This window comes from Verrucosispora sp. CNZ293 (assembly GCF_002754655.1).
This window is the reverse complement of the sequence record NZ_PEFR01000001.1, coordinates 5,669,848-5,691,122: the sequence shown is the minus strand read 5'-3', so window position 1 is coordinate 5,691,122 and position 21,275 is coordinate 5,669,848. Positions and strand designations below refer to the sequence as shown.

Annotated in this window: 14 protein-coding genes and 3 pseudogenes; 5 read left to right on the top strand and 12 right to left on the bottom strand. The window is 71.6% G+C overall.

Features of this window, described 5'->3' with window-relative positions; translation table 11 throughout:
• Positions 1 to 12 precede the first annotated feature (12 nt).
• The 5 genes from CLT74_RS25995 to CLT74_RS25975 form a co-directional block, all read right to left on the bottom strand.
• Positions 13 to 1,647 carry an ABC transporter substrate-binding protein gene (locus tag CLT74_RS25995; RefSeq protein WP_099849753.1) on the bottom strand — a complete coding sequence of 545 codons (1,635 nt, stop codon included), beginning with the start codon at positions 1,645 to 1,647 and terminating at the stop codon, positions 13 to 15.
• A gap of 419 nt (positions 1,648 to 2,066) precedes the next feature.
• A complete protein-coding gene (locus CLT74_RS25990) occupies positions 2,067 to 3,269 on the bottom strand; it encodes a thioester domain-containing protein (protein ID WP_099849751.1) in 1,203 nt (400 codons plus the stop codon).
• Positions 3,270 to 3,446: 177 nt separating this feature from the next.
• On the bottom strand, positions 3,447 to 4,133 hold the full coding sequence (locus CLT74_RS25985) for a response regulator transcription factor (RefSeq protein ID WP_099852942.1): 687 nt from the start codon (positions 4,131 to 4,133) through the stop codon (positions 3,447 to 3,449).
• Positions 4,133 to 5,398, bottom strand: a complete 1,266-nt coding sequence (locus CLT74_RS25980; RefSeq protein ID WP_099852937.1) for an ATP-binding protein — start codon at positions 5,396 to 5,398, stop codon at positions 4,133 to 4,135. The genes CLT74_RS25985 and CLT74_RS25980 overlap by 1 nt, the downstream gene beginning before the upstream one ends.
• 109 nt (positions 5,399 to 5,507) lie before the next feature.
• Positions 5,508 to 5,801, bottom strand: coding sequence for a hypothetical protein (locus CLT74_RS25975; RefSeq protein ID WP_099849749.1), 294 nt, complete (start codon positions 5,799 to 5,801; stop codon positions 5,508 to 5,510).
• On the opposite strand from CLT74_RS25975, the gene CLT74_RS25970 reads away from it, so the two are divergent.
• From CLT74_RS25970 to CLT74_RS25960, 3 genes and pseudogenes are all read left to right on the top strand, one after another.
• Positions 5,787 to 7,361 carry a PspC domain-containing protein gene (locus CLT74_RS25970; protein WP_486582573.1) on the top strand — a complete coding sequence of 525 codons (1,575 nt, stop codon included), beginning with the start codon at positions 5,787 to 5,789 and terminating at the stop codon, positions 7,359 to 7,361. The genes CLT74_RS25975 and CLT74_RS25970 overlap by 15 nt on opposite strands.
• Positions 7,358 to 7,541: pseudogene (locus tag CLT74_RS25965) on the top strand (hypothetical protein); the annotation flags it as partial. The gene CLT74_RS25970 and the pseudogene CLT74_RS25965, both read left to right, overlap by 4 nt.
• 436 nt (positions 7,542 to 7,977) lie before the next feature.
• Positions 7,978 to 9,225, top strand: a complete 1,248-nt coding sequence (locus CLT74_RS25960; RefSeq protein WP_099849747.1) for a phosphatidylserine decarboxylase — start codon at positions 7,978 to 7,980, stop codon at positions 9,223 to 9,225.
• Positions 9,226 to 9,300: 75 nt separating this feature from the next.
• Here CLT74_RS25960 and CLT74_RS25955 read toward each other — a convergent pair whose 3' ends face one another.
• From CLT74_RS25955 to CLT74_RS25945, 3 genes are all read right to left on the bottom strand, one after another.
• Positions 9,301 to 10,248, bottom strand: a complete 948-nt coding sequence (locus CLT74_RS25955; protein ID WP_099852931.1) for a CDP-alcohol phosphatidyltransferase family protein — start codon at positions 10,246 to 10,248, stop codon at positions 9,301 to 9,303.
• A 364-nt stretch (positions 10,249 to 10,612) separates the two neighbouring features.
• The gene (locus CLT74_RS25950; protein WP_099849745.1) at positions 10,613 to 11,521 is read right to left on the bottom strand and encodes an NUDIX domain-containing protein; all 909 of its coding nucleotides are present in this window, start codon (positions 11,519 to 11,521) and stop codon (positions 10,613 to 10,615) included.
• Between the two features lie 177 nt (positions 11,522 to 11,698).
• Positions 11,699 to 12,646 carry an NUDIX hydrolase gene (locus CLT74_RS25945; protein ID WP_099849743.1) on the bottom strand — a complete coding sequence of 316 codons (948 nt, stop codon included), beginning with the start codon at positions 12,644 to 12,646 and terminating at the stop codon, positions 11,699 to 11,701.
• Between the two features lie 144 nt (positions 12,647 to 12,790).
• Here CLT74_RS25945 and CLT74_RS25940 point away from each other — a divergent pair.
• A pseudogene (locus tag CLT74_RS25940) lies at positions 12,791 to 13,132 on the top strand (PspC domain-containing protein); the annotation flags it as partial.
• Positions 13,133 to 13,445: 313 nt separating this feature from the next.
• On the opposite strand, the gene guaA reads toward CLT74_RS25940, so the two are convergent.
• Positions 13,446 to 15,002 carry a glutamine-hydrolyzing GMP synthase gene (guaA, locus tag CLT74_RS25935; protein ID WP_099849741.1) on the bottom strand — a complete coding sequence of 519 codons (1,557 nt, stop codon included), beginning with the start codon at positions 15,000 to 15,002 and terminating at the stop codon, positions 13,446 to 13,448.
• A 137-nt stretch (positions 15,003 to 15,139) separates the two neighbouring features.
• A pseudogene (locus tag CLT74_RS25930) lies at positions 15,140 to 16,819 on the bottom strand (FAD-dependent oxidoreductase); the annotation flags it as partial.
• A 218-nt stretch (positions 16,820 to 17,037) separates the two neighbouring features.
• Here CLT74_RS25930 and CLT74_RS25925 point away from each other — a divergent pair.
• On the top strand, positions 17,038 to 18,144 hold the full coding sequence (locus CLT74_RS25925; protein WP_099849737.1) for an LCP family glycopolymer transferase: 1,107 nt from the start codon (positions 17,038 to 17,040) through the stop codon (positions 18,142 to 18,144).
• Between the two features lie 49 nt (positions 18,145 to 18,193).
• Here the strand turns inward: CLT74_RS25925 and CLT74_RS25920 are convergent, their stop codons facing one another.
• Positions 18,194 to 19,663 carry a M1 family metallopeptidase gene (locus tag CLT74_RS25920; RefSeq protein ID WP_099849735.1) on the bottom strand — a complete coding sequence of 490 codons (1,470 nt, stop codon included), beginning with the start codon at positions 19,661 to 19,663 and terminating at the stop codon, positions 18,194 to 18,196.
• Between the two features lie 169 nt (positions 19,664 to 19,832).
• Positions 19,833 to 21,254 (bottom strand): M1 family metallopeptidase, encoded by a 1,422-nt coding sequence (locus CLT74_RS25915; RefSeq protein WP_486582572.1) that lies wholly within the window; start codon positions 21,252 to 21,254, stop codon positions 19,833 to 19,835.
• Positions 21,255 to 21,275: the final 21 nt, after the last annotated feature.

Genomic DNA, 21,275 nt, shown 5'->3' with positions numbered 1-21,275 from the left:
GGAGTCTGAAGCTCAGTTCTGCTTCAGCGAAATCGCACCGTAGTCGGCGTCCGAGACGGCGTTCCAGACGAACTGGTCGACGTTCTCGCTGTAGACCGCGCCAACCTTGTTGAACCACATCGGGATGACCGGCAGGTCCTCGCCGAGGATGTCCTCCGCCTTCTGGTAGGACGGGATCGCGGTCTGGATCGAGTCGGCCGAGTCACCCTCCTTCATCAGAGCGTCGAAGGCCTCGTTCGTGTAGCCCGAGTTGTTGCTGCCGGCACCGGTGCCGTACAGCGGGTAGAGGAAGGTCTCCATGAACGGGTAGTCCGGACCCCAGCCGAGGCGGAACCCACCGGTGAACTTCTTCTGGTCAGCGGTCTCGAGGTACTCGGCGAACTGCAGGTTGACCTTGAGCTCGTAGTCGATGCCCAGGGCCTCCTTGATCTGGTCACCAACCGCCTGCAGCCACAGGTCGTGGCCGGCACCGGCGTTGGCCCACAGGATCAGCTTCTCACCGGCCGGCCAGCCGCCAGCCTCGGCGAGCAGCTGCTTGGCCTTCTCGACGTCCTTGGCGCAGTACTTGCAGACGCCCTCACGTGCACCCTCGAAGCTCGGGGCCACGTAACCGGTCGCCGGGGTGAACCGACCGTCGAAGACCGCGTCGATGATCGACTGGCGGTCGATCGACAGCGACAGCGCCTGGCGGATCCGCTTGTCCTTGAAGGCGTCCTGGTACAGCGGCATGCCGACGTAGGTGAAGCTGTCACCGGGCGCCTCGTACATCCGGTCGCCGTACTGCGCCTTGGCCTCCTTGTAGCGAGCCGGGGGCAGGGTGTAGAGCACGTCCAGCTCGCCCGCCTGGAAGGCGGCGTAGCCGGCGTCGATGTCGGCGAAGATCCGGTACTCGATGCGGTCCGGCTTGCCCGGCTCGCCCTTCCAGGTGTCGCTGCGGACCAGGTTGATGGCGACGTTGTGCTGCCAGCTACCGTCGATCTTGTAGGGGCCGTTGCCGATCGGCGTCTCGTTGCACTTCGCGATGTCGTCGACGCACGCCTGGGCCATCGGGAAGAAGCCCGGGTAGCCGATCGTGGTCGGGAAACCGGAGAACGGCGCGTCAAGCTCGACGGTGAAGGTCAGGTCGTCGACCTTCTTGAGACCCGACATGGTCTCGGCGGTCGGCGCCGGAGCCTTCTTCGGGCCCTCGCCGTCCGGGTCGGCCGGTGCCACGTCCGCCTTACCGGCGATCCGCTTCATGAAGTAGCCGTTGTTCTGGGCGTTCGGCCCGTAAGCGGCGTAGTTCCACGACCGGAGGAACGCATCGGCGTTGACCGGCTCACCGTTGTCGAAGGTGTAACCGCTCTTGAGCTTGATCGTCCAGAGCTTCTGGTCGGTCGACTCGACCGACTCGGCCAGGTCCATCTCGACCGCGGAGGTCTCGGCGTTGTACTTGACCAGACCGCGATAGAGCTGACGGATCACGTACAACGACGGCTCGTCGTCGCCGCCGGACGGGGTCAGGAACGCCGGCTCGGCGTTGTAGACCCGCAGCGTGCCGCCGGACTCGCCGGCCGACTCGTTGTCGTCGCCACCGCCGCTACAAGCGGTGGCCAACATGGCGGTGGCGGTCGCCGCGACCGCCACCTTCAGGAATTTCCCGCGCATGGGAGTGCCTCCTCAGGGCGCTCGGCTCACGAGGGGGTTGTGAGGTGCCTGCAACTGTGACACTCGATGCGCCCAGGCGGGAAGGCGTGTTATCAAGCCGATACCCGCCCGGGACGGGGCCGACATCGACCCGGAGGCGCCGCTCCGACGCGCCGAAGGCATGGTATGAGCTGCTGGTCAACCAGATTTCCGCGCTCAACCGACCACCGCGTGACGGGGCGTCGACGACTCCGCGAACCTCCGGAGTAGCGACGTGAACCCCACCACTTCTGAGCAATGCTACCCGAAAGTATGAGTCTGATTCCAGACCAGCGGCCGATCGTCGCGGCCGGGGATAGGAGCCTGCTACCGGAGACGGTCCGACCCCGGATCCTCAGAGTGGGATCCGGGGTCGGACAGCCAGCGCTACGGCGCGGTGATCAGGCCATGAAGTGGACCCGGCGACGACGCAGCACCAGTACGGTGACCGCGCCCGCGATCAGCAGCACCAGCCCGGCGGCGATCGCGGTGACGATCGGCGCGCCGGTCAGCGGCAGACCACCGTCATTCGAGGCCGGCGAGGTGGACGGGGCGGGGCTCGACGGCGACTCCTCGGGAGTGCTCGGCGACGGCTCCGGCGACGGGGACTCCGTCGGGGTGGACGGGGTCGGCTCCGGCGTCGTCGGCTCCGGCTGGGGGCTGCTCGGCTGCGGCGATGGCGCCTCGGTGAAGGTGGCAGCCGCCGTGGCGGTCACCGTGGCACCGGTGCTGCCGCCCAGGATCAGCTTCTGCGCCGCCTTGCGCCCGGTGTAGAGGAAGACCCGACCGAAGGAGACCGAGTCGGCGGCGGACGCGGTCACACGGACCTCGCCGGCACCCTCCGCGGTCAGCCAGAACTGACCCCCGTTGCTCGTGGTCGCCACCGGCGCACCTTCGGCGTCGACAGCGGTCCCGCCGGTGACCACAAGCGTGATCTCCCCCGCCGGGCCCTTCACGGTGAACGGACCGGCCTTCTCGCCGACCGTCGCGGTGGCCGTGGTCGGATCGATGCTCAGCTCGGCCCTCGGCTCGGGCTGGTCGGTGGCGTTCCCGACCAGGTAGTCGTGGACCTTCTTGATCACGTCGTACTTCGGCTTGCCGATCAGGCCACGTCCGGCGGCCCAGTCACCGAGAACGATGCCGTCGCTGAAGTGCCACACGGCGGTCTGCGTGCCGAAGTAGAGCAGATTGCGGCTCTCCTGCTCGTTGGTGCCGGCGGGCACGGTGGCACCGGCGGCGGACAGCAACGCGGCCGGGTCGGCGTTGGGGTGACCGTGGGTGAGCACCCACTGGACCTTCGCGAGGTTCTTCACCTGGGACTCGTCCCAGGTGCCCTCCTGGTAGGTGCCGTCGATGGCGACGTTCGTGTGGTAGTCGATGCAGAAGGCCGGGACGCGCTTACCGTTGATCTCGATGGCCAGCGCGGAGGTGCGCTTGACCTTGCCGTCGAGCAGTAGCTTGACGCTGCTGCCGGATACCGCCTTCGCCACGCCGGTGGCCGGGTCCTCGGCAGCGGCCGGTGCGGCGGCGGCGAGTGCCAGCGCGCCGCCGGTGACGGCTGCGAGCGCGATCCGCGCCCAACGCCGTCCTCGTTGGTTGATCATGAGTTACGTGCACCTCTCGGGCAGGGAGTGACCCGCGTACGCGCGGGCGGCCGGAGTCGCCGTTCCCGCGGGATGAGCGGCATCCGCACGCAGGGAAGGCGAGGGGCATTATCAACCGCCCCTTGATCACATGTCACGCCCTGGGGCCAGATTGGCCACTTATGCCGGAAAGATCGGTTATACCAGGCGCCGGTCCGCCGCCCAGCGGGACAACTCGTACCTGTTGGACATCTGGAGCTTGCGCAGCACGTTCGAGACGTGGGTCTCGACCGTCTTGATCGAGATGTACAGCTCCCGGGCGATCTCCTTGTACGCGTACCCCCGGGCCAGCAGCCGCAGCACCTCGCGTTCCCGGTTGGTCAGCTGGTCCAGCTCCGGATCGGCGACCGGCGCGTCCGGACGCGCGGCGAAGGCGTCCAGCACGAAGCCGGCCAGGCGCGGGCTGAACACCGCGTCGCCGTCGGCCACCCGCCGGATCGCCGCGGCCAGTTCGTCCGGCGAGATGGTCTTCGTGACATAGCCTCGGGCACCGGCCCGGATCAGTCCGATCACGTCCTCGGCCGCGTCGGAGACGCTGAGCGCCAGGAATCGCACCTGGGGATGGCTGCGCCGCATCGCCTCCAGCACGGCCCGGCCACCGCCGTCGGGCATGTGCACGTCGAGCAGGACCACGTCCGGAGCGGTGGCCGCGATCCGGCTGACCGCCTCGGTCACCGTGCTCGCCTCGCCCACCACCTCGACGTGCGCGCCGAGTTCGGCGCGTACCCCCGCGCGGAACATGGCGTGATCGTCGACCAGGAACACCCGCAGCCGCCCGGGCGCGGTGCCTTCCGGTTCGACGGCTGGCGTCGACTGCTCGGCCATCATCTGTCCCTCTCCGCCGTGGCCGAGTCCCGGGAGATCGGCAGGATCAACCGGACCTCGGTCCCTTCTCCTGGCCGGGAGCGGATCTCCGCCCGGCCACCGTGCCGCTTCATCCGCCCGACGATCGAGCCTCGGACACCGTGCCGATGGTCCTCCACCGTATCCGGGTCGAACCCGACACCCCGATCCCGTACGAAGACACTTACCTGTTCGGGCTCGACCTCCGCGTAGAGCGAGACGGTCTGCACGCCGGCGTGCCGCGCGGCGTTCACGAGCGCCTCGCGTGCGGCGGCCACAAGCGCGCCGACCCGCTCGTCGGTTTCCCGGTCGCCCACCACGACCGCCTCCACGGTGATCGCGAAGGTGTCCTCCACCTCGGCCGCCGCCTGCTCCAGCGCGGCGGCGAGGCGCTCGGTGGGTGACGCGGTGGGCTTGTACAGCCAGTTGCGCAGCGAGCGCTCCTGCCCCCGGGCGAGCCGTTGCACGGTCTTCACGTCACTGGCGTTGCGTTGGATCAACGCGAGGGTGTGCAGCACCTGGTCGTGCACCATCGCCGCCAACTCGGCCCGCTCCTGCTCGCGGATGCGACCCTCACGCTCCGAGCGCAGTTGGTTCCAGGTACGCCAGAGCACCGGCGCGGCAACCACCCCGACACCGGCCAACCCGACCAGCGCGAAGATCACCCCGTTGATCACCGCGTCGAGGTTCTGCGCCGGGGAGTAGACCGCGGCCACCCCGATGATGCCGACCGCGACCAGCACCCCACCGCCGACGAAGCGGAGCACGAACGCCCGCCGGTCGCTCTCCTCTATCACCGCGCCGAGCCAGGGCACCGGCATCGACTCGCCCCACTGCCGCCGCCGCTCGGGCGCGGACTGGTGCCAGATCACCCCGGCGCCGACCGCGATGATGGCGACCAACCAGCCCGCGGTGCCGGCCGCGCCGATCGAATCGAAGACCATCACCTGGATCAGCAGCACACCGAGCCCGATGGCCACGAACGGCAGCAGTTGGCCGACGTCGCGACGCGGCGGTACGGCGGTGTCCCCTGGCCGCAGCGGCACGACAGCCCAGAACGCCGCGTAGAGCAGCAGGCCCAGGCCGCTCAGCCCGAGCAGCACCATGAAGGCGATCCGGACCCGGACCACCGGAACGCCGAGGTGCTCGGCGATGCCGGCGGCCACCCCGGCGCCCATCCGGTGCTCCGGGGCGCGGTAGAGGCGGGGTGGTTGACTGCTGCTGCTGATCGCGAGCTCCCTGGTCAGGACCGGTCGAGCCGGCTGAGAGGCGAGAAATCCGGCGCTGGTCCGATCGTCACACGCGGCGCGGCCACCCGACCACGGGGACGCCCCCGACATTCGGGCGGGCCGGATCTCAGGGTGGGGTCAGGGTCGCTGCCGGAGGACGCTGGGGCGTCGGGCGCAGCAGGATCGAGGGCATGACCGACGACGCTGCCCAGCCGTACCGGCCGGGACCGACCGAACCGGAGTCGACGCCTCCGGCGGCCACCCGGCCGGCCGTACCCGAATCGTCCGGTGCCGAGGCGGACGACCTGGCCGCGCCGGAGGGTGGGCGGACGCCCACCGGCGGCGCGGCCTGGGACGAGACGCCGCCACCCGTCGCCGCCGCGGCACCGCCCGCCGGCGGGCGGGCGTGGGAGGGCACCACCGCGCCACCATCCGCCGGGCCGGGGGGCCGGGCGGACCAGGTGGACCGGGCTGGCCGGGCGGGTACGGCGGAGCGGGCGGGCCGGACCAGCACGGTGGAACGGGCGGGCCGGGGTGGCCGGGCGGGCCGCCGCCGGGGGGCGGCCCGGGCGGGCCCTTCGGCGGCGCCGGCTTCACCTCCCGGTACGGGCTGGTCCGGCCCCGGGAGGGCCGTTACCTGGCCGGCGTCTGTGCTGCTGTCGGTCGGGCCACCAACACCGACCCCGTGCTCTGGCGGGTGCTGCTGGCGGTCCTGGGCTTCTTCGGCGGCGTCGGAATCCTGGTCTACGTCGCCGCGTGGTTGATCATCCCCGGCGAGGGTGACAGCGCTTCGCCCATCGAGTCCATGCTGGGCCGGGGGCGTTCCAGCATGTCCCCGGTCACTGTGATCATCCTCGGCGTCGTGGTCGCGGTGGGCTTCGGGTTCGTCGTCACCGACGCCTTCCGCGCGGTACTGCTCGGCGCGGCCATCCTGGTCGGCGGCGCGCTGATGCTCAACCGTCAGCAGCGCGAGTCCCGTCCCGAGTCGACGGGGACCGGGCCGGGTGTGGGTGTCCCCGCGAGCCCACCCCCGCCACCGGGTCCGGTGCCACCCGTCAGTTACCCCGGGCCGACCGCCTACCCGGCGGCCTATCCGCAGTTCGGCCGGACCGCGACCGTCGCGTTCCCAGCACCCGGCCCCACCTCCGGCGTCCCCTCGGCACCGCCCGTGCCGTCGACGCCCGGCGGGCCTGAGGAGCCGACCATGCAGTTGCCGCCGGCACCACCGTGGCCGACGAGCGCCACCGCGTCCGGCCCGCCGGTCACCCCACCGACCTACCGTCCCCCGTTCGCCCCGCACGGCCCCTATGCCGGGCCGCCGAAGGTGGCGCCGCCACCACCGCCCAGGTCGAAGCCGCCCCGCAAGCCCCGGGAACGGTCGGCCCTGGGTGCGGTGACCTTCTCGCTGATCTTCGTCGCGCTGGGCCTGGTGGGCGTTCTCGACCTGCTGGACGTCTTCGGGATCGGCGCGTCGGCCTACTTCGCCGCGGCACTCGCGGTGATCGGCCTCGGCCTGCTGGTGGGCACCTGGTTCGGGCGGGCCCGCTGGCTGATCGCGCTCGGTCTGGTCACCGCCGCCGCCCTGGCCGTGGTCACAGTCGTGGAGTCCTACGACCGGGTACGCGGAGTGGACGGCGCGGTCACCTGGGCGCCAGCCAGTCACCGCGAGCTCGCCGTCCGGTACGAACAGAGTTTCGGTGACGCGGTGCTCGACCTGCGGGCTATCGACTTCAGCCAGCAGGAGACGGAGGTCACCGTCGCCATCAACTTCGGCGAAGCCACTGTGGTGCTGCCGCCGAACGTGGACGTCACGGCGGTGGCGCAGGTGACCGCCGGTGAGGCGAACGTCCTCGGCCAGCGGACGCAGGGCATGGACAACCGGCTCGCGGACATCGTCGACCTCGGCCCGGACGGCGCCGGCGGCGGAAAGCTGCGCCTGAACCTGCACGTCAACGCCGGACAGATGGAGGTGACCAGGTGAGGGCCCACCGCACCGACCTGGTGTCGTTCGCCTTCGGGCTGCTCTTCCTCGCACTCGCCGCCTGGTGGCTGCTCGCCCAGGTGCTCGGTCTCGTGCTGCCGCCTGTCGGCTGGTTCCTGGCCGGTGGGCTGATCCTGGTCGGCGGGCTCGGCCTGGTCGGTGCGCTGCGCTCCGGCCGGCACAACGATCGGCCGGCACCGGCCGACTCCCCTGACGACTCCGGCCGGGACACCTCGGCGGCGGGCGCCGACGCCTCGGCACCGGATGCCGGGGACACCGCCGTCGACCCGCTTGCCGACCCGGCGGAACCGGAAACCCCGACCCCGGCCAGCCCGGCGGCACCAGCCACCGGCGAGCCGCCGGAGGACCGTACGCTCGATCTGTTCGGCGGGGACGACACGCCACCGTCCGGACGGTCGGGGCGCGACGCCTGACCGTGCGGTAGCTGTCGCTCGCCGCCTATGCTGGCCGGTGTGCTCCCGCCAGCGCCGGCCGGCCCGCGCCGCAGGGCACCCCGCGCGGGTCGCCGGCTCGCGCGGGCCGTCCGTGGTCGGGCCGACCGCGCCGGCGGTGACCCTCGCGTCAGTCGCCTCTACCCGTCAGGAGCCCGTTCGAGATGACCCAGTCCCCCGCCGTGCGTACGCCCGACCGATCCGGTCCGGTCCGCCTCGGCGAGCGCGCCGCCCGTACCCTCGTCTCCGAGCTTGCCCGGATCAACGACCCGAAGGCCGCTCTGCTGGTCGGCGCGGCTCCGGAGTCCGCGGTGCTGACCGCGGCGATCGAAGCGATGCTGCCCGGCGACACCCTCACCGTGGTACCCGCCGAGCAGGTCAGCGCCACCGCGCTGCGGGAGCACGTCAACGCCCAGGGCCGCTGGGTCGCCGAACGGGTCCGGGTCGTGGACAGCCTCGCCGAGGCGGAGGCCGCCGCAGTGGTCATCGCCGCGGAGGCGTTCACCGGCACCGCCGACGAGGCCCGGACCACCATCGGGGCCCTCACCAAGTACCTGGCCGACGGCGCGGTGCTCAGCCTCGCCACCCCCGTCGCCCGGACCGCCGGCGCCGCCGCCGAGTTGGACCGGCAGGGCGCGCTGTACGGCGTCGGCAACGACCTGGTGCTGCGAAACAACCCACCGGTACGCGTGTACCGGCTCCGCTTCACCCCGGCCGACGCGGCGGCGGCGGAGCAGCTCGCTCCCGCGTACCGCCCGTCGAGTGTGCCGCTCAGCCGCGACATGCACATCGACTCGAACGGGGTCGCCGCCGCTGGCATCGCCCTCGGGCTGGCCGCGCTGGCCCGTCTGGCCCGACCGAAGTCGAAGCTCTGGCTGCTGCCCGCGCTGGCCGCCGCGCCGGTGGCTGCCTTCTTCCGGGATCCGGAGCGGGACGTGCCGGAGGACCCTTCGGCCGTGGTGGCCGCCGCCGACGGGCAGGTGCTGTCGGTGCAGCGCCTCACCGACGAGCGTTTCGGCGACGGCGAGTTCCTGCGGATCGCGGTCTTCCTGTCGGTGCTCGACGTACACGTCAACCGGTCCCCGGTAGCCGGCAAGGTGGTTGACTACTTCGTCGCCGACGGCGGGTTCGTCAACGCCATGAAGCCGGACGCGGAGCACAACGTGGCCGCCTACACGGTGCTGGAGACCACCCACGGCACGGTGGTGGTGGCGCAGCGCACCGGCCTGATCGCCCGGCGGATCGTGCAGCGCGCGCCGATCGGCGCGTTGCTGGCCCGTGGCGAGCGGTTCGGGCTCATCCGCTTCGGTTCGCGTACCGACGTCTACCTGCCGGCGGACGCCGCGGAGCCGCTTGTCGGGCCGGGCGACAAGGTGATCGGTGGAGCGAGTGTGATCGCCCGCTGGCGCTGAGACCGGGCGGTACCGGCAGTCCAACCGGAAAGGGCGTCGCGGCCTGGCCGCGACGCCCTTTCGGTAGTTTCCGGATCAGACGATGGTGCGACGCTGGCGCAGCCAGAGCACCGGACCACTGACCAGGTAACCGACCACGATCAGCCCGAAGGTGAGCCGGACGTCGATCAGGGCGCCGATCACCGGAGCGAGCCAGACCCACGGCGGCAGCTTGACCAGGCGGGCGAGCTTCGCGTACGGGAAGCTGCTGACCATGGTGAAGGCGAGCAGCGCCACCCCGGCGATCTGCACCGCCCCCGGCACCGGCATGCCGATCACCACCATCAGGGCCAGCACGGCGGCTGCCATCGTGGTGGGTACGCCGGAGAAGAACCGCCCGTCGTTCGGCGAGACGTTGAACCGTGCCAGGCGGATGGCGGCGCAGGCGGCGACGAGCGCGGCGGCCACCGCGGCGGCGGCGGTCGGCGCGGAGCCGGCCAGCGACGCGTAGACCACCACGGGTGCGGCGAGCCCGAAGGAGCACATGTCGGCAAGCGAGTCCATCTGGGCGCCGAACGGGCTGGACACCCCGAGCTTGCGGGCCAGCGCGCCGTCCAGGCCGTCGAACGCGACGCAGGCGATCAGGAGAAGCGCGGCCAGCCGCACCTCGCCCTGCATGGCGACGAAGATCGCGTTGATGCCGAGCAGCAGGCTGGCCAGGGTGCAGGCGTTGACCAGGGCGAACTTCATCCGCCGGGCCGGGGTACGCTCGCCCGGCAGCAGCGGCGCCGGTGTCGCTGTCGACCCCTCCAGCACCGCAGCGGGCGCGACGGGCGGGTTGACAGTCACCGGGCCGACCAGCTGGCTGACCGGGGCGATCGTCTCCATCCCGGTGCGGTGGAACCGCTTGAGGCCGTACCGGCGACGCGGCCGGTCCTGGTACCGCGGCTCGGGCAACAGGTCGGTCCCGCCGTGCAGTTCCGCACCTCGGCGGCCGACGCGGACCAGCAGGACCTGGCGGGCGAGGGTGCCGCTGCGGCGCAGCGGGCCCGTCCAGCTTCGCCCTGCGGGACGCGGGCTGTCAGTAGTACGACGCCGGCGCCATGGGGCTCTCGGCACGTTTCCTCCATCACCGGATCGGCTTACCGCCGCGTGGGCGGGCGTCCGGCTGTCTCGTGCCGGACCTTCCTGGTCCGGCAGCCGTTTTGCGGAGTACACCATCGCACAGGGGGTGGGGGAATGGCGATAGCTGCCGGCGGTACTTATACCCCCCGTAACCGCGCGAACCGCCGTCTTATTCCCATCCCGGACAGCATCGCCCGTTTTCCACCCCTGCCCTGCCTCGACTGTACCGGAGGTCGTCCGCACCGGCTCGGTGGCGAGATCAGCCAGCTGCACCCACGGTGGGTCACCTCGACGGCCCAAGGACCATCTCGGCGATCCCCGTCAACGAAAGATTCGGCAGCTCAGAGCTGGTGAACCAGGCAGCACGAGCAGTGGAACCGCCGGCCAGTTCGGTCACTGCCGGTTCGGTCGGCGCATCGACAGCCACCCGGTAGACGACCCGGACGCCGTGCCAGTCGATGGGGTACCCCTCCGGCCCCAGGGCCGCCGGGTTGTGCAGGTTGTCGACCCCGATCAGCTCGGTCACCCGGCCCAGCTGGCCGGACTCCTCGACCAGTTCCCGTAGCAGCGCGGTGACGGGTTGTTCACCATGATCGGTACCCCCGCCGGGCAGGTGCCACTGTCCCGCTCCGGGATAGCCCTCGGCGATCAGGGTCAGCAACACCCGTCCATCCGGATCGGTGACCACCCCGTACGCCCCGAACCGCTGCCGGCGACATTGCGCACCCGGACTTGCGAACGGTTCCCGACGGCGCGGCGTACCGGCCGGCAGCGGAACAACCGGCAGACCGAGAGCCTCGGCGGTGAACGGCAGCAGCGGCAGCGCCGCCGCCTGGTCCAGGGTCAGCCAACGGGCCAGATCGGTGCTGCCCTCGCGCTCGGCACGCAGCCGCCCGCCCACCGCGGTCAGCTCGAACAGCAGCCGATCGGTGTGCAGCGCCACATCTAAGTCCGGGTACGGCACCACATCCGCGACGACCGCCCGCAGCCCGGCCACCTCGACGGTCAGCCCGGTCTCCTCGGTGACCTCACGGACCACCGCGTGCGCGGGATGTTCGGCGTGTTCCAGCCCGCCACCCGGCAGCGACCAGACTCCGGGAAAATCCGCGTACCCGGACCCCCGCACCAGCAACACCCGCCGCTCGGCGTCCCGCAGCACCCCATAAGCCCCCACCCGCCGCACCCGCTCCACCCCACCCACCCTCCCCCGCCCCACCCTCGCCCGCCCCACCCTCCCCCGCCCCACCATCGTTGCGTCGATCATGAAGTTATCGCCACGCGCCGTGGCGTGTCCCGGCAATAACTTCATGATCGACGCACGCAGTGGCGGGGGTCGGGGGTGGGGGGTGGGGGGTGGGAGATTGGGGGGTTAGGTTAGGCGGGCGGCTTGGACGGCTTCGGCGGTGACCTCGGTGAGGCGGTCGGTGGGCAGGGCACCGAGTTCTTCCCGGGCGAACCAGCGGGCCTCACAGGTAGAGCCGCCGATGTCGCCGACGGTGGGTGGGGCCGGCTGGTCGACCACCACGCGGTAGAAGGCGCGCACCCCGTGCCAGTCGATCGGGTAGCCCTCCGGGCCGAGCGAGGCGGCGTCCCGGTGACTGGCCACCCCGAGCAGCTCGACGAGCCGCCCGGTCTGCCCGGTCTCCTCGACCAGTTCCCGGATCAGCGCCGCACCCGGCTGCTCGCCGTAGTCGGTGCCGCCGCCGGGCAGGTGCCAGCAGCCCGCGCCCGGGTACCCGTCGGAGACCCGGGTCAACAGCACCCGCCCCTCCGGGTCGGTGACCACTGCGTACGCGGCGAAGCGCTGCGCCCGGTGCAGCCCGTCCGGGCCGGGCACCGCGTAGAAGGAGGGAAACTCCGGTGCCTCGTCGGGCACGATGTCGGCCGACGAGGCGGGCAGCCCGAGAGCGCGGGCGGTGAACGACCGGAGCGGCAACCGCGCCGCCTCGTCCCGGGTGAACCAGCGGGCCAGGTCGGTCGGCCGGTCGACCCGGTCGGTCAGCGAGCCGCCCCGGACCGACACCCGGTAGACCAACCGGTCGGTGTGGATGGTGATGCCCCGCTCGGGCAGCGCCCGCATGTCGGCAAGCACGTCGTGCAGGCCGGCGACGGCCACCGACAGGCCGGTCTCGGCGGCGGTCTCGCGGACGACTGTGTGGTGTGGATCCTCGCCGTGGTCGACCGCCCCGCCGGGCAGGGACCACGTGCCAGGGGTGCCGGAGCGCTCCGATGCGCGGACCAGCAGCACTCGCTCTACGGAATCAGTACAGACTGCGTATGCCGCGATCCTGCGCAGCGGCTCCAGCATGGTGGTCACGGGGCCAAATTCTCCCCGCCGCCCGTTACCGACGCGGAAAAGAGTCGGATTCCTGACTGACTACTCGCCCCTGAGAGGCAGTTCAGGGTAGGGATCCGGGCGGTCACCGAGGTCGATACGCTCCGCGACGAGGACCGTGGAGACATGACCTCCACACCTCACGCTCCGTACCGTCAACTGCGCCGCCCGACCACCGACCGGATGATCGCCGGGGTGGCCAGCGGCCTCGGCCGCTACTTCGCCGTCGACCCCACGTTGATCCGAGTGGCCTTCGCCGTCGTCACGCTGGTGACCGGCGGGATCGCCGCCCTCGCGTACCCGATCATGTGGTTCCTGATGCCCGAGGAGCCGGCCGGCGCGCCCGCCTGGCCGCACCCGGCGCCCGGCGCGCCACACGGCCCCACCGCCACGCCCGCGCAGCCGGCCGCCACCCCGCACCCCGCCTGGCCGTTCCCCGGGCCGACCGGTCCGGTGCCGCACGCCGGACCGCCGGCACCCACCACCTGGCCGCCGGCCGCCACCCCGCCCGCGCCGGCTCCGCACGTCCCGCCCGCACGGCCTGAACCGTCGGTACCTGCCGACACCGGGCCGACCCGGTCCGAGGGCCCGTCGGCCCAGCCCGGGGCCACGCCAGCGAATCCCGACGGCCTGCCGGCACAGCCCGCGACCGGCCCGGCCGGAGCAGACGCCGGACCGGAACGTGCGGACACCACGCCGGAGGCCGGGACGACGCCGGAGTCGGCGCCGCGACCGGCGCCTCAGCCGCCCGCGTGAGGCGTCGCTCCGACGGGCAACCGCGTCACTCCCACTCGATGGTGCCCGGCGGCTTGCTGGTGACGTCCAGCACCACCCGGTTGACCTCGGCCACCTCGTTGGTGATCCGGGTGGAGATCCGGGCGATCACGTCGTAGGGCAGGCGGGACCAGTCGGCGGTCATCGCGTCCTCGCTGGAGACCGGGCGCAGCACCACGGGATGCCCGTAGCTGCGCCCGTCACCCTGCACACCGACGCTGCGCACATCGGCCAGCAGCACCACCGGGAACTGCCAGACGTCCCGGTCGAGACCGGCGGCGCTGAGTTCCTGGCGGGCGATGAAGTCGGCCCGGCGGAGCACGTCCAGCCGCTCCTGGTCGACCGCTCCGATGATCCGGATGGCCAGGCCGGGGCCGGGGAACGGGTGTCGCCAGACCATCGCCTCGGGCAGCCCGAGCTGGAGGCCCAGCGTACGGACCTCGTCCTTGAACAGCGTGCGCAGCGGCTCGACCAGGGCGAACTTCAGGTCCTCGGGCAGGCCGCCGACGTTGTGATGGCTCTTGATGTTGGCGGTGCCGGTGCCGCCGCCGGACTCGACCACGTCCGGGTAGAGGGTGCCCTGCACCAGGAACTCGACGTCGCCGTGGGAGGCGATCTCCCGGGCGGCGGCCTCGAAGACCCGGATGAACTCCCGGCCGATGATCTTTCGCTTCTGCTCCGGGTCGGTCACCCCCGCCAGCGCGCCGAGGAACCTGTCGGCCGCGTCGACGACCTTGAGCTTGATGCCGGTGGCCGCGACGTAGTCCTTCTCCACCTGCTCGGCCTCACCCGCGCGCAGCAGACCGTGGTCGACGAAGACGCAGGTCAGCTGGTCGCCGACGGCCTTGTGCACGAGCGCGGCGGCGACCGCCGAGTCGACCCCGCCGCTCAGCCCGCAGATGACCTCCTTGTCGCCGACCTGCTCGCGGATCCGGGTCACCTGCTCGTCGATGATGTTCTCGGCCGTCCAGGTCGGCTCGATCCCGGCGATCTCGTAGAGGAAGCGGGTGAGCATCTCCTGCCCGTGCGCCGTGTGCCCCACCTCCGGGTGGAACTGCACGCCCGCCCGGCGGCCGGACAGGTCCTCGAACGCGGCGACCGGCGCACCCGCCGACTCGGCGGTCACCGTGAAGCCCTCCGGCGCCTCGGTCACGCAGTCTCCGTGACTCATCCACACCGGCAGGTCGGCCGGCAGGTCGCGGAGCAGTACGCCCGGGTCCAGCAGGCGGGGACGCAGCGGGGTGCCCCCGTACTCGCGGCCGCCGGTGCGCGCCACCGTGCCGCCGAGGGAGCGGGCCATCGCCTGGAACCCGTAGCAGATGCCGAAGACCGGCACGCCCGCGGTGAACAACCCGTCGTCGACCTGCGGCGCACCCGGCTCGTAGACGCTGGCCGGGCCGCCGGACAGGATGATCGCGGCGGGGTTCTTGGCCAGCATCTCGGCCACGGGCATGGTGTGCGGGACGATCTCGGAGTAGACCTTCGCCTCACGTACCCGGCGCGCGATCAGCTGGGCGTACTGGGCTCCGAAGTCGACCACGAGGACAGGACGCGGCAGGCTCATAGCCGGCAATCCTACCCAGCGTGACGTTCCCTCCCCCCGCCCACCGCCCCCGTCGACACATCCCCGTCGATCTTGCACTTTCGGTCGCCGTTACGCCTGTCATGCCCCGTTATGCGGCGACACAAAGTGCAAGATCGCGGCGCGTCAGGGGTGGGGGATGGCGGGGTGGTTCGGGGGATGGGAGGGATGGGGTGGTATGGGGAGCCTAGGGGTGGGCGGGGGTCGGGGTCGTTCTTGTTGGGCCAGCGGGACATGGCGCGTTCGGCCTGGGCGGTGATGGTGAGGGACGGGTTGACACCGAGGTTGGCGGAGACGGCAGCGCCGTCCACGACGTGCAGGCCGGGGTGGCCGTAGACGCGGTGGTAGGGGTCGATCACGCCGTCGGCCGGGGTGGCGCCGATCACCGCACCCCCCAGGATGTGCGCGGTCACCGGGATGTCGAACGGCTCGGTCAGCGCGCCGCCGGGCGTACCGTCGATCTCCTCGGCGAGCAGCCGGACGGCCCGGTTGCCGGCCGGGATCCAGGCCGGGTTGGGGGTGCCGTGTCCCGGTCCGGAGACCAGCCGGCGGCCGAGCGGCCCGCGCCGCAGCCGGAGGGTGATCGAGTTGTCCGCTGACTGCATGACCAGGGCGATCACCGTACGCTCCGACCAGTTCCGGACCGAGAGCATCCGGGCAGCCAATCGTGGGTGCCGGAGCAACTGCCCGACCCACCGGCGCAGCCGGTGCGGCCCGCCGTCGACAAGCAGCGACTGGAGCAAACCCATCGCGTTCGAGCCCCGGCCGTAGCGGACCGGCTCGATGTGGGTCTGCGGATCGGGGTGGAACGAGCTGGTGATGGCCACCCCCTCGGTGAAGTCCACGCCCCGCTCGCGGGCGCGCCGGTGCGGGACGGAGGCACCGAGGATCGCCTCCGAGTTGGTCCTGGTCAGTTCGCCGAGCCGGGACGAGAGCCCGGGCAGGTCACCACCTTCCCGCATCGCGTGCAGCAACCGCTGGGTGCCCAGCGCTCCGGCGGCGAAGACCACCTGGTCGGCGTGGATCACCTGCCGGTTGCGGCGTAACCAGGCGCCGGTGCGCTCGGTGTGCACCTGGTACCCGCCGTCGACCGGCCGCACCGCGACCACCGTGGTCAGCGGATGCACCCGCGCTCCGAGCCGCTCGGCCAGCCAGAGATAGTTCTTGACGAGCGTGTTCTTCGCCCCGATCCGGCAGCCGGTCATGCAGGCACCGCAGTGGGTGCAGCCGGTACGCTCCGGGCCGGCCCCGCCGAAGTACGGGTCGGCGACCCGCTCCCCCGGCCGTCCGAGGTACACACCGACCGGGGTGGCGTGGAAGGTGTGCCCCACCCCCATCCGTTCGGCGACCCGCCGCATCGCCCGGTCCGCGCCGGTGGCGACCGGGTACGTGGTCACGCCGAGCATCCGTTTCGCCTGTTCGTAGTGCGGGGCCAGCTCGGAACGCCAGTCGGTGAGGTGCCGCCACTGGGGGTCGTCGTAGAAGCCGTCGAGCGGTTCGTAGAGGGTGTTGGCGTACGCAAGCGAACCACCACCGACGCCGGCTCCGGACAACACCAGCACCCCGCCGCCGGCCCGCCGGTCGGCGGCCCGGAGCAGGGTGATGCGTTGGAGGCCGAAGCAGCCCAGCCGCGGTGCCCACAGGAAGCGGCGCAGCCGCCACGACGTCTGTGGGAACTCGTCGTCGGCGAACCGCCGGCCCGCCTCCAGTACGCCCACCGAGTAGCCCTTCTCGGCCAGCCGCAACGCGGCGACGCTGCCGCCGAACCCCGACCCGATGACCACCACGTCGTACCGCATGCACGCATCATTACTCGTGAGTAGCTCTCGCGCCAGGACCCGATCACGCGCGATCATGCTCGGCACCGCGTCAGTTTCGCCCGACCGGGACGCAACCACGAGCCCGGCTCAGCGCGTTGGACCGGTAGACCCAGGGCGGGTGTCGAGGCCCTCCGTCGAGCCGAGGCGGATTCGCCGGCGGCCCGGGACTTCGACGGACGCCCCTAAGAAAGCGGGGGATGATGCTCGGAGGAGACCGAAAACGGTTGACGTTGGTGTTGGCCGGTCTGGCCACGCTGGCGGTGGTCGCGGTGATCGGCGTGGTGGTGGCCCGTACGGTGAGCGACGACCGCCGGACACCGGCCGCCGCCACCGGCAGCCCGAGCGCGTCACCAAGCGCCAGCCCCAGCCCGAGCCCGCCGCCGGGGGCCGACATCACCGGCCCACTCAACCTGCTGCTGGTCGGGGTCGACACCCGGGTGAGCGTGCCCGGCTGGGAGCCGCACGCCGACGCCGTACTCGTGCTGCACGTACCGGCGGGGCTGTCCCAGGCGTACCTCTTCTCCCTCCCCCGGGATCTGGTGGTGGACATCCCGGCGTACAAGGCGGCCGGCTACCCGGGCGGACGGACCAAACTCACCCACGCGATGAGCTACGGCAGCCGGGTGCCGGACCGCCCCAAGCGCCCCGACCCCGCCCAGGGGTACGAACTGCTACGCCGGACGGTGAGCGACTACACCGGCCTCCGCATCGACGCGGGCGCGGTGCTCACCTTCGGCGGCTTCGACGAGCTGGTCGACAGCCTGGGCGGCGTGGACCTCCGCATCGACCAGCGGGTCGTGTCACGGCACCGGCAGCCCGACGGCAAGCACCGGGAGCCGGGCCCGGGCGTGGGCGGCTACGTCGGACCGCAGATGGTGTACGAGCCCGGCGAGCGGCACCTCAACGGTTGGCAGGCACTCGACTACGCCCGCCAGCGTTACCTGCCCGGTGGCGACTACGCCCGGCAACGCCACCACCAGCAGCTGATCCGCGCGCTGATCGGGAAGATCCTCGACCAGGACCTGGCCCGGCAGCCCGAGCGGGTCGAACAGGTGGTCGCCGCGCTCGGCGACGCGCTGCTCTACGTCGGCGGCCGGCGGATCGTGGACTTCGCGTACGCCCTCGGCACGCTGTCGCCGCAGGCGGTCACGCTTGTCGGGCTGCCCGGTGCGTCGGTGGGCCGGGGCAACGCCTACCGGGGAGAGGAACTGACAGCCGTCGGCCGCCGCTTCCTCACCGAACTACGCGCCGGCAAGGCCGACGCCTTCCTGGCCGACAATCCGAAACTGAAGGTGAAGAGCTGAGCAGCCCGCCACCGGGCGAGGAACGCGTCGCCCGGTGGCGGACACCGCACTAGAGACGCTTCGGAGCGGCGGGCTTCTTCTTGCCGTAGAGCCAGGCGTCGAAGAGCTTGTCCAGCTTCTTACCGGAGACCCGCTCGGCCAGCGCCACGAACTCCTCGGTGGTGGCGTTGGCGTCGCGCTTCTCCCGCGCCCAGGTCTTGAGGATCTCGAAGAACGCCTTGTCGCCCACGGACACCCGCAGGGCGTGCACAGTCATCGCGCCCCGCTGGTAGACCGACTCACTGAACATGTTCTTCACCCCCGGCTTGCCGGGCGGCGTACGCCAGACCTCCGCCGGCACCCGCGCCATCCGGATGTCGAACGCCTCCTTCGCGGTGAACTCGTCGGTGTGCTCGGCCCACAACCACTCGGCGTACGACGAGAGCCCCTCGTTGAGCCAGATGTCCTGCCACCGGCTCAGCGCCACGCTGTTGCCGAACCACTGGTGGGCGACCTCGTGCGCGACGACGCCGGTGTTCTCGCCCCGCCGGAAGAAGCCCGCCGAGTAGACCGACCGGCTCTGCGTCTCCAACGCGTACCGGATCCGCTCGTCCGAGACGACCACACCGCCGTACGCCTCGACCGGGTACGGGCCGAAGACGGTCTCCAGGTAGTCGGCCACCTTGATGGTCTTGGCCATCGAGGCGTCCGCCGCGCCCTTGGACACCTTCGTGGTCACCGCGTTGAACACCGGTCGTCCCTTGTGGCTGCCCTCGGTGATCCGGAACTTCCCGATCGTCACCATGCTCAGGTAACTGGCCATCGGCGTGTTCTCGGCCCAGCGCCAGGTGGTCCAGCCGGCCGTGCTGGTCTTGCCGCCCGGAACGCCGTTGCTGATCGCGGTCAGCCCGTCCGGGACGGTGATCTCGAACCGGTAGGTGGCCTTGTCCGAGGGGTGGTCGTTGACCGGGAACCAGGTACTCGCCGACTCGGGCTGGCCGAGGGCTATCGCCCCGTCGCTGGTGTGCAGCCAGCCACCCTCGCCGACCGCCTGGTTCTTCAACGACTTCGGCTTGCCTGCGTACGTGATCTCGGTGGTGAATTCCCCGCCGGACACCAGCCCGTCGGCCGGAGTGACGACCAGTTCGTTCTTCTCCTGCCGGTGTTGTGCGGGCTCACCGTCCACGGTGACCGCGCTCACCTTCAGGTGAGCCGGGTCGAGGTTGAACGACGACAGGTCGGCCGTCGCCTTCGCCTGGATCGCGGTGACGCCGCTCAACCGGTCCTTCGCCGGGTCGTAGCGGACCTTCACCGTGTAGCCGGCGACGTCGTACCCGCCGTTGCCGTAGCTGGGAAAGTACGGATCGCCGGCCCCGGCGGCACCCGGCTGGAAGTCCGGTGCCGGCGCGGCCGACCCACTCGGCGTTGCCGCGCTCGGCTCCGTCTCCTCCGGGGCGGCCGAATCACAGCCGGTCAGCCCCAACGCCCCCACCAGCAGCAGAGCCACGCTCCGCCGAAGGTGCGTCCGCACACCTGTCATCGCACGTCCTCCCCGTGACACGTGACCGACCGACGGCCGGCCCACGCGATCGACTCAGTCCGATCGCAGGCCGCAGCCTACCGATCAAGTGATCACGGGAAGAACGTCGATCCGGCAGTGACCGCGAACCGTTCTCCGGCCGAGAGTGCCCGGGCGGATGAGGCGCCCGTCAGGGCAGGCCGGGTGCGGCGCTGCCGGTGAGCCAGGTGTCGAAGAACGAGCCCAGGTCGCGGCCGGATACCCGCTCGGCCAGGGCGACGAAGTCGGCGGTGGTGGCGGTGCCGTCGCGACGTTCGCTTGTCCACGTCCGCAGGATCTCGAAGAAGGCGTCGTCGCCGACGGTCCGCCGCAGGGCGTGCACGGTCAGCGCGCCACGCTTGTAGACGGCGGTGCTGAACATCTGACCGGGGCCGGGATCGAGGGTGCGCCGGGACCATTCGGTGGCCGCGTACTGGAGTTCGAAGTTGCGCTGGGCACTGCGCCCGCCGTCGTGCTCCTCCCACAGCCACTCGGCGTAGCTGGCGAAGCCCTCGTTGAGCCAGATGTCACCCCAACGGGCCAGCGCCACACTGTTGCCGAACCACTGGTGGGCCAGTTCGTGGGCGACCACGCTGTAGTTCGGCTCGCCACCGCGGAAGAAGCCGGGCCCGTAGACCGGCCGGGACTGGGTCTCCAGCGCGTACCCGATCCGGCTGTCGGAAACCACCACCCCGCCGTACGACTCGAAGGGGTACGGCCCGAAGCGGGTGGTCAGAAAGTCGGCGATCTCGCCGGTACGGGCCAGGGAGGTCGCCGCCGGCCCGGTCGCCGGCAGTCCGTCCGGTACGGCGGTGACCATGGGCTTGCCGGCGTGCTCGCCGGTCTGGACCCGGTAGTCGCCGATCACCAACGTGCTCAGGTAACTCGCCATCGGCGAGCGCTCGGCCCAGCGCCAGGTGGTCCAGCCGTCGGCGCTGGTCCGCTCCCCCGGTACGCCGTTGCTGAGCGCGGCGAGCCCGTCCGGCACCGTCACCTCAAGGTCGTACGTGGCCTTGTCCGACGGATGGTCGTTGACCGGGAACCAGGTCGCCGCCGAGTACGGCTGGCCGAGGGCGATCGCGCCGTCGTCGGTGTGCTGGAAGCCGCCACTGCCCAGCACACCGTCGGCATCCGCCTCGGGCACACCGCCGTAGGCGACCTCCACTGTGAACCGACTACCGGAGTCGAGGCCACGGGCCGGGGTGACCACCAGTTCGCTGTCGTCCCGCCGGTGCTCGGCCGGGGCACCGTCCACGGTCACCGAGCTGACCTCCAGCCCGGACAGGTCCAGGTTGAAGCGGGACAACCCGTGGGTGGCGGTCGCGGTGATCTCGGCGCGGCCGGTGAGCCGGTCGTCCGCCGGGTCGTACCGCACCCCGAGCCGGTAGTGGGCGACGTCGTACCCGCCGTTGCCGCTGCCCGGCACGTACGGGTCGCCGAGGTCGGCGCTACCCGCCCGGAACCCGGCAGACTCCCGGTCCCCGATGCCGCCGACCAGCACCACCGCCGCCACCACGGCGACGACCACGGCCGCCACGCCGGCCCACCACCACCTGCCTGACCTGCCATTCACCAGGTCGAGCCTACTGCCGCC

Coding starts and splice junctions, on each gene's coding strand:
- CLT74_RS25920 (WP_099849735.1), bottom strand. CDS start 19,663: ATGACAGGTGTGCGGACGCACCTTCGGCGGAGCGTGGCTCTGCTGCTG.
- CLT74_RS25960 (WP_099849747.1), top strand. CDS start 7,978: ATGACCCAGTCCCCCGCCGTGCGTACGCCCGACCGATCCGGTCCGGTC.
- CLT74_RS25925 (WP_099849737.1), top strand. CDS start 17,038: ATGATGCTCGGAGGAGACCGAAAACGGTTGACGTTGGTGTTGGCCGGT.
- guaA (WP_099849741.1), bottom strand. CDS start 15,002: ATGAGCCTGCCGCGTCCTGTCCTCGTGGTCGACTTCGGAGCCCAGTAC.
- CLT74_RS25995 (WP_099849753.1), bottom strand. CDS start 1,647: ATGCGCGGGAAATTCCTGAAGGTGGCGGTCGCGGCGACCGCCACCGCC.
- CLT74_RS25990 (WP_099849751.1), bottom strand. CDS start 3,269: ATGATCAACCAACGAGGACGGCGTTGGGCGCGGATCGCGCTCGCAGCC.
- CLT74_RS25985 (WP_099852942.1), bottom strand. CDS start 4,133: ATGGCCGAGCAGTCGACGCCAGCCGTCGAACCGGAAGGCACCGCGCCC.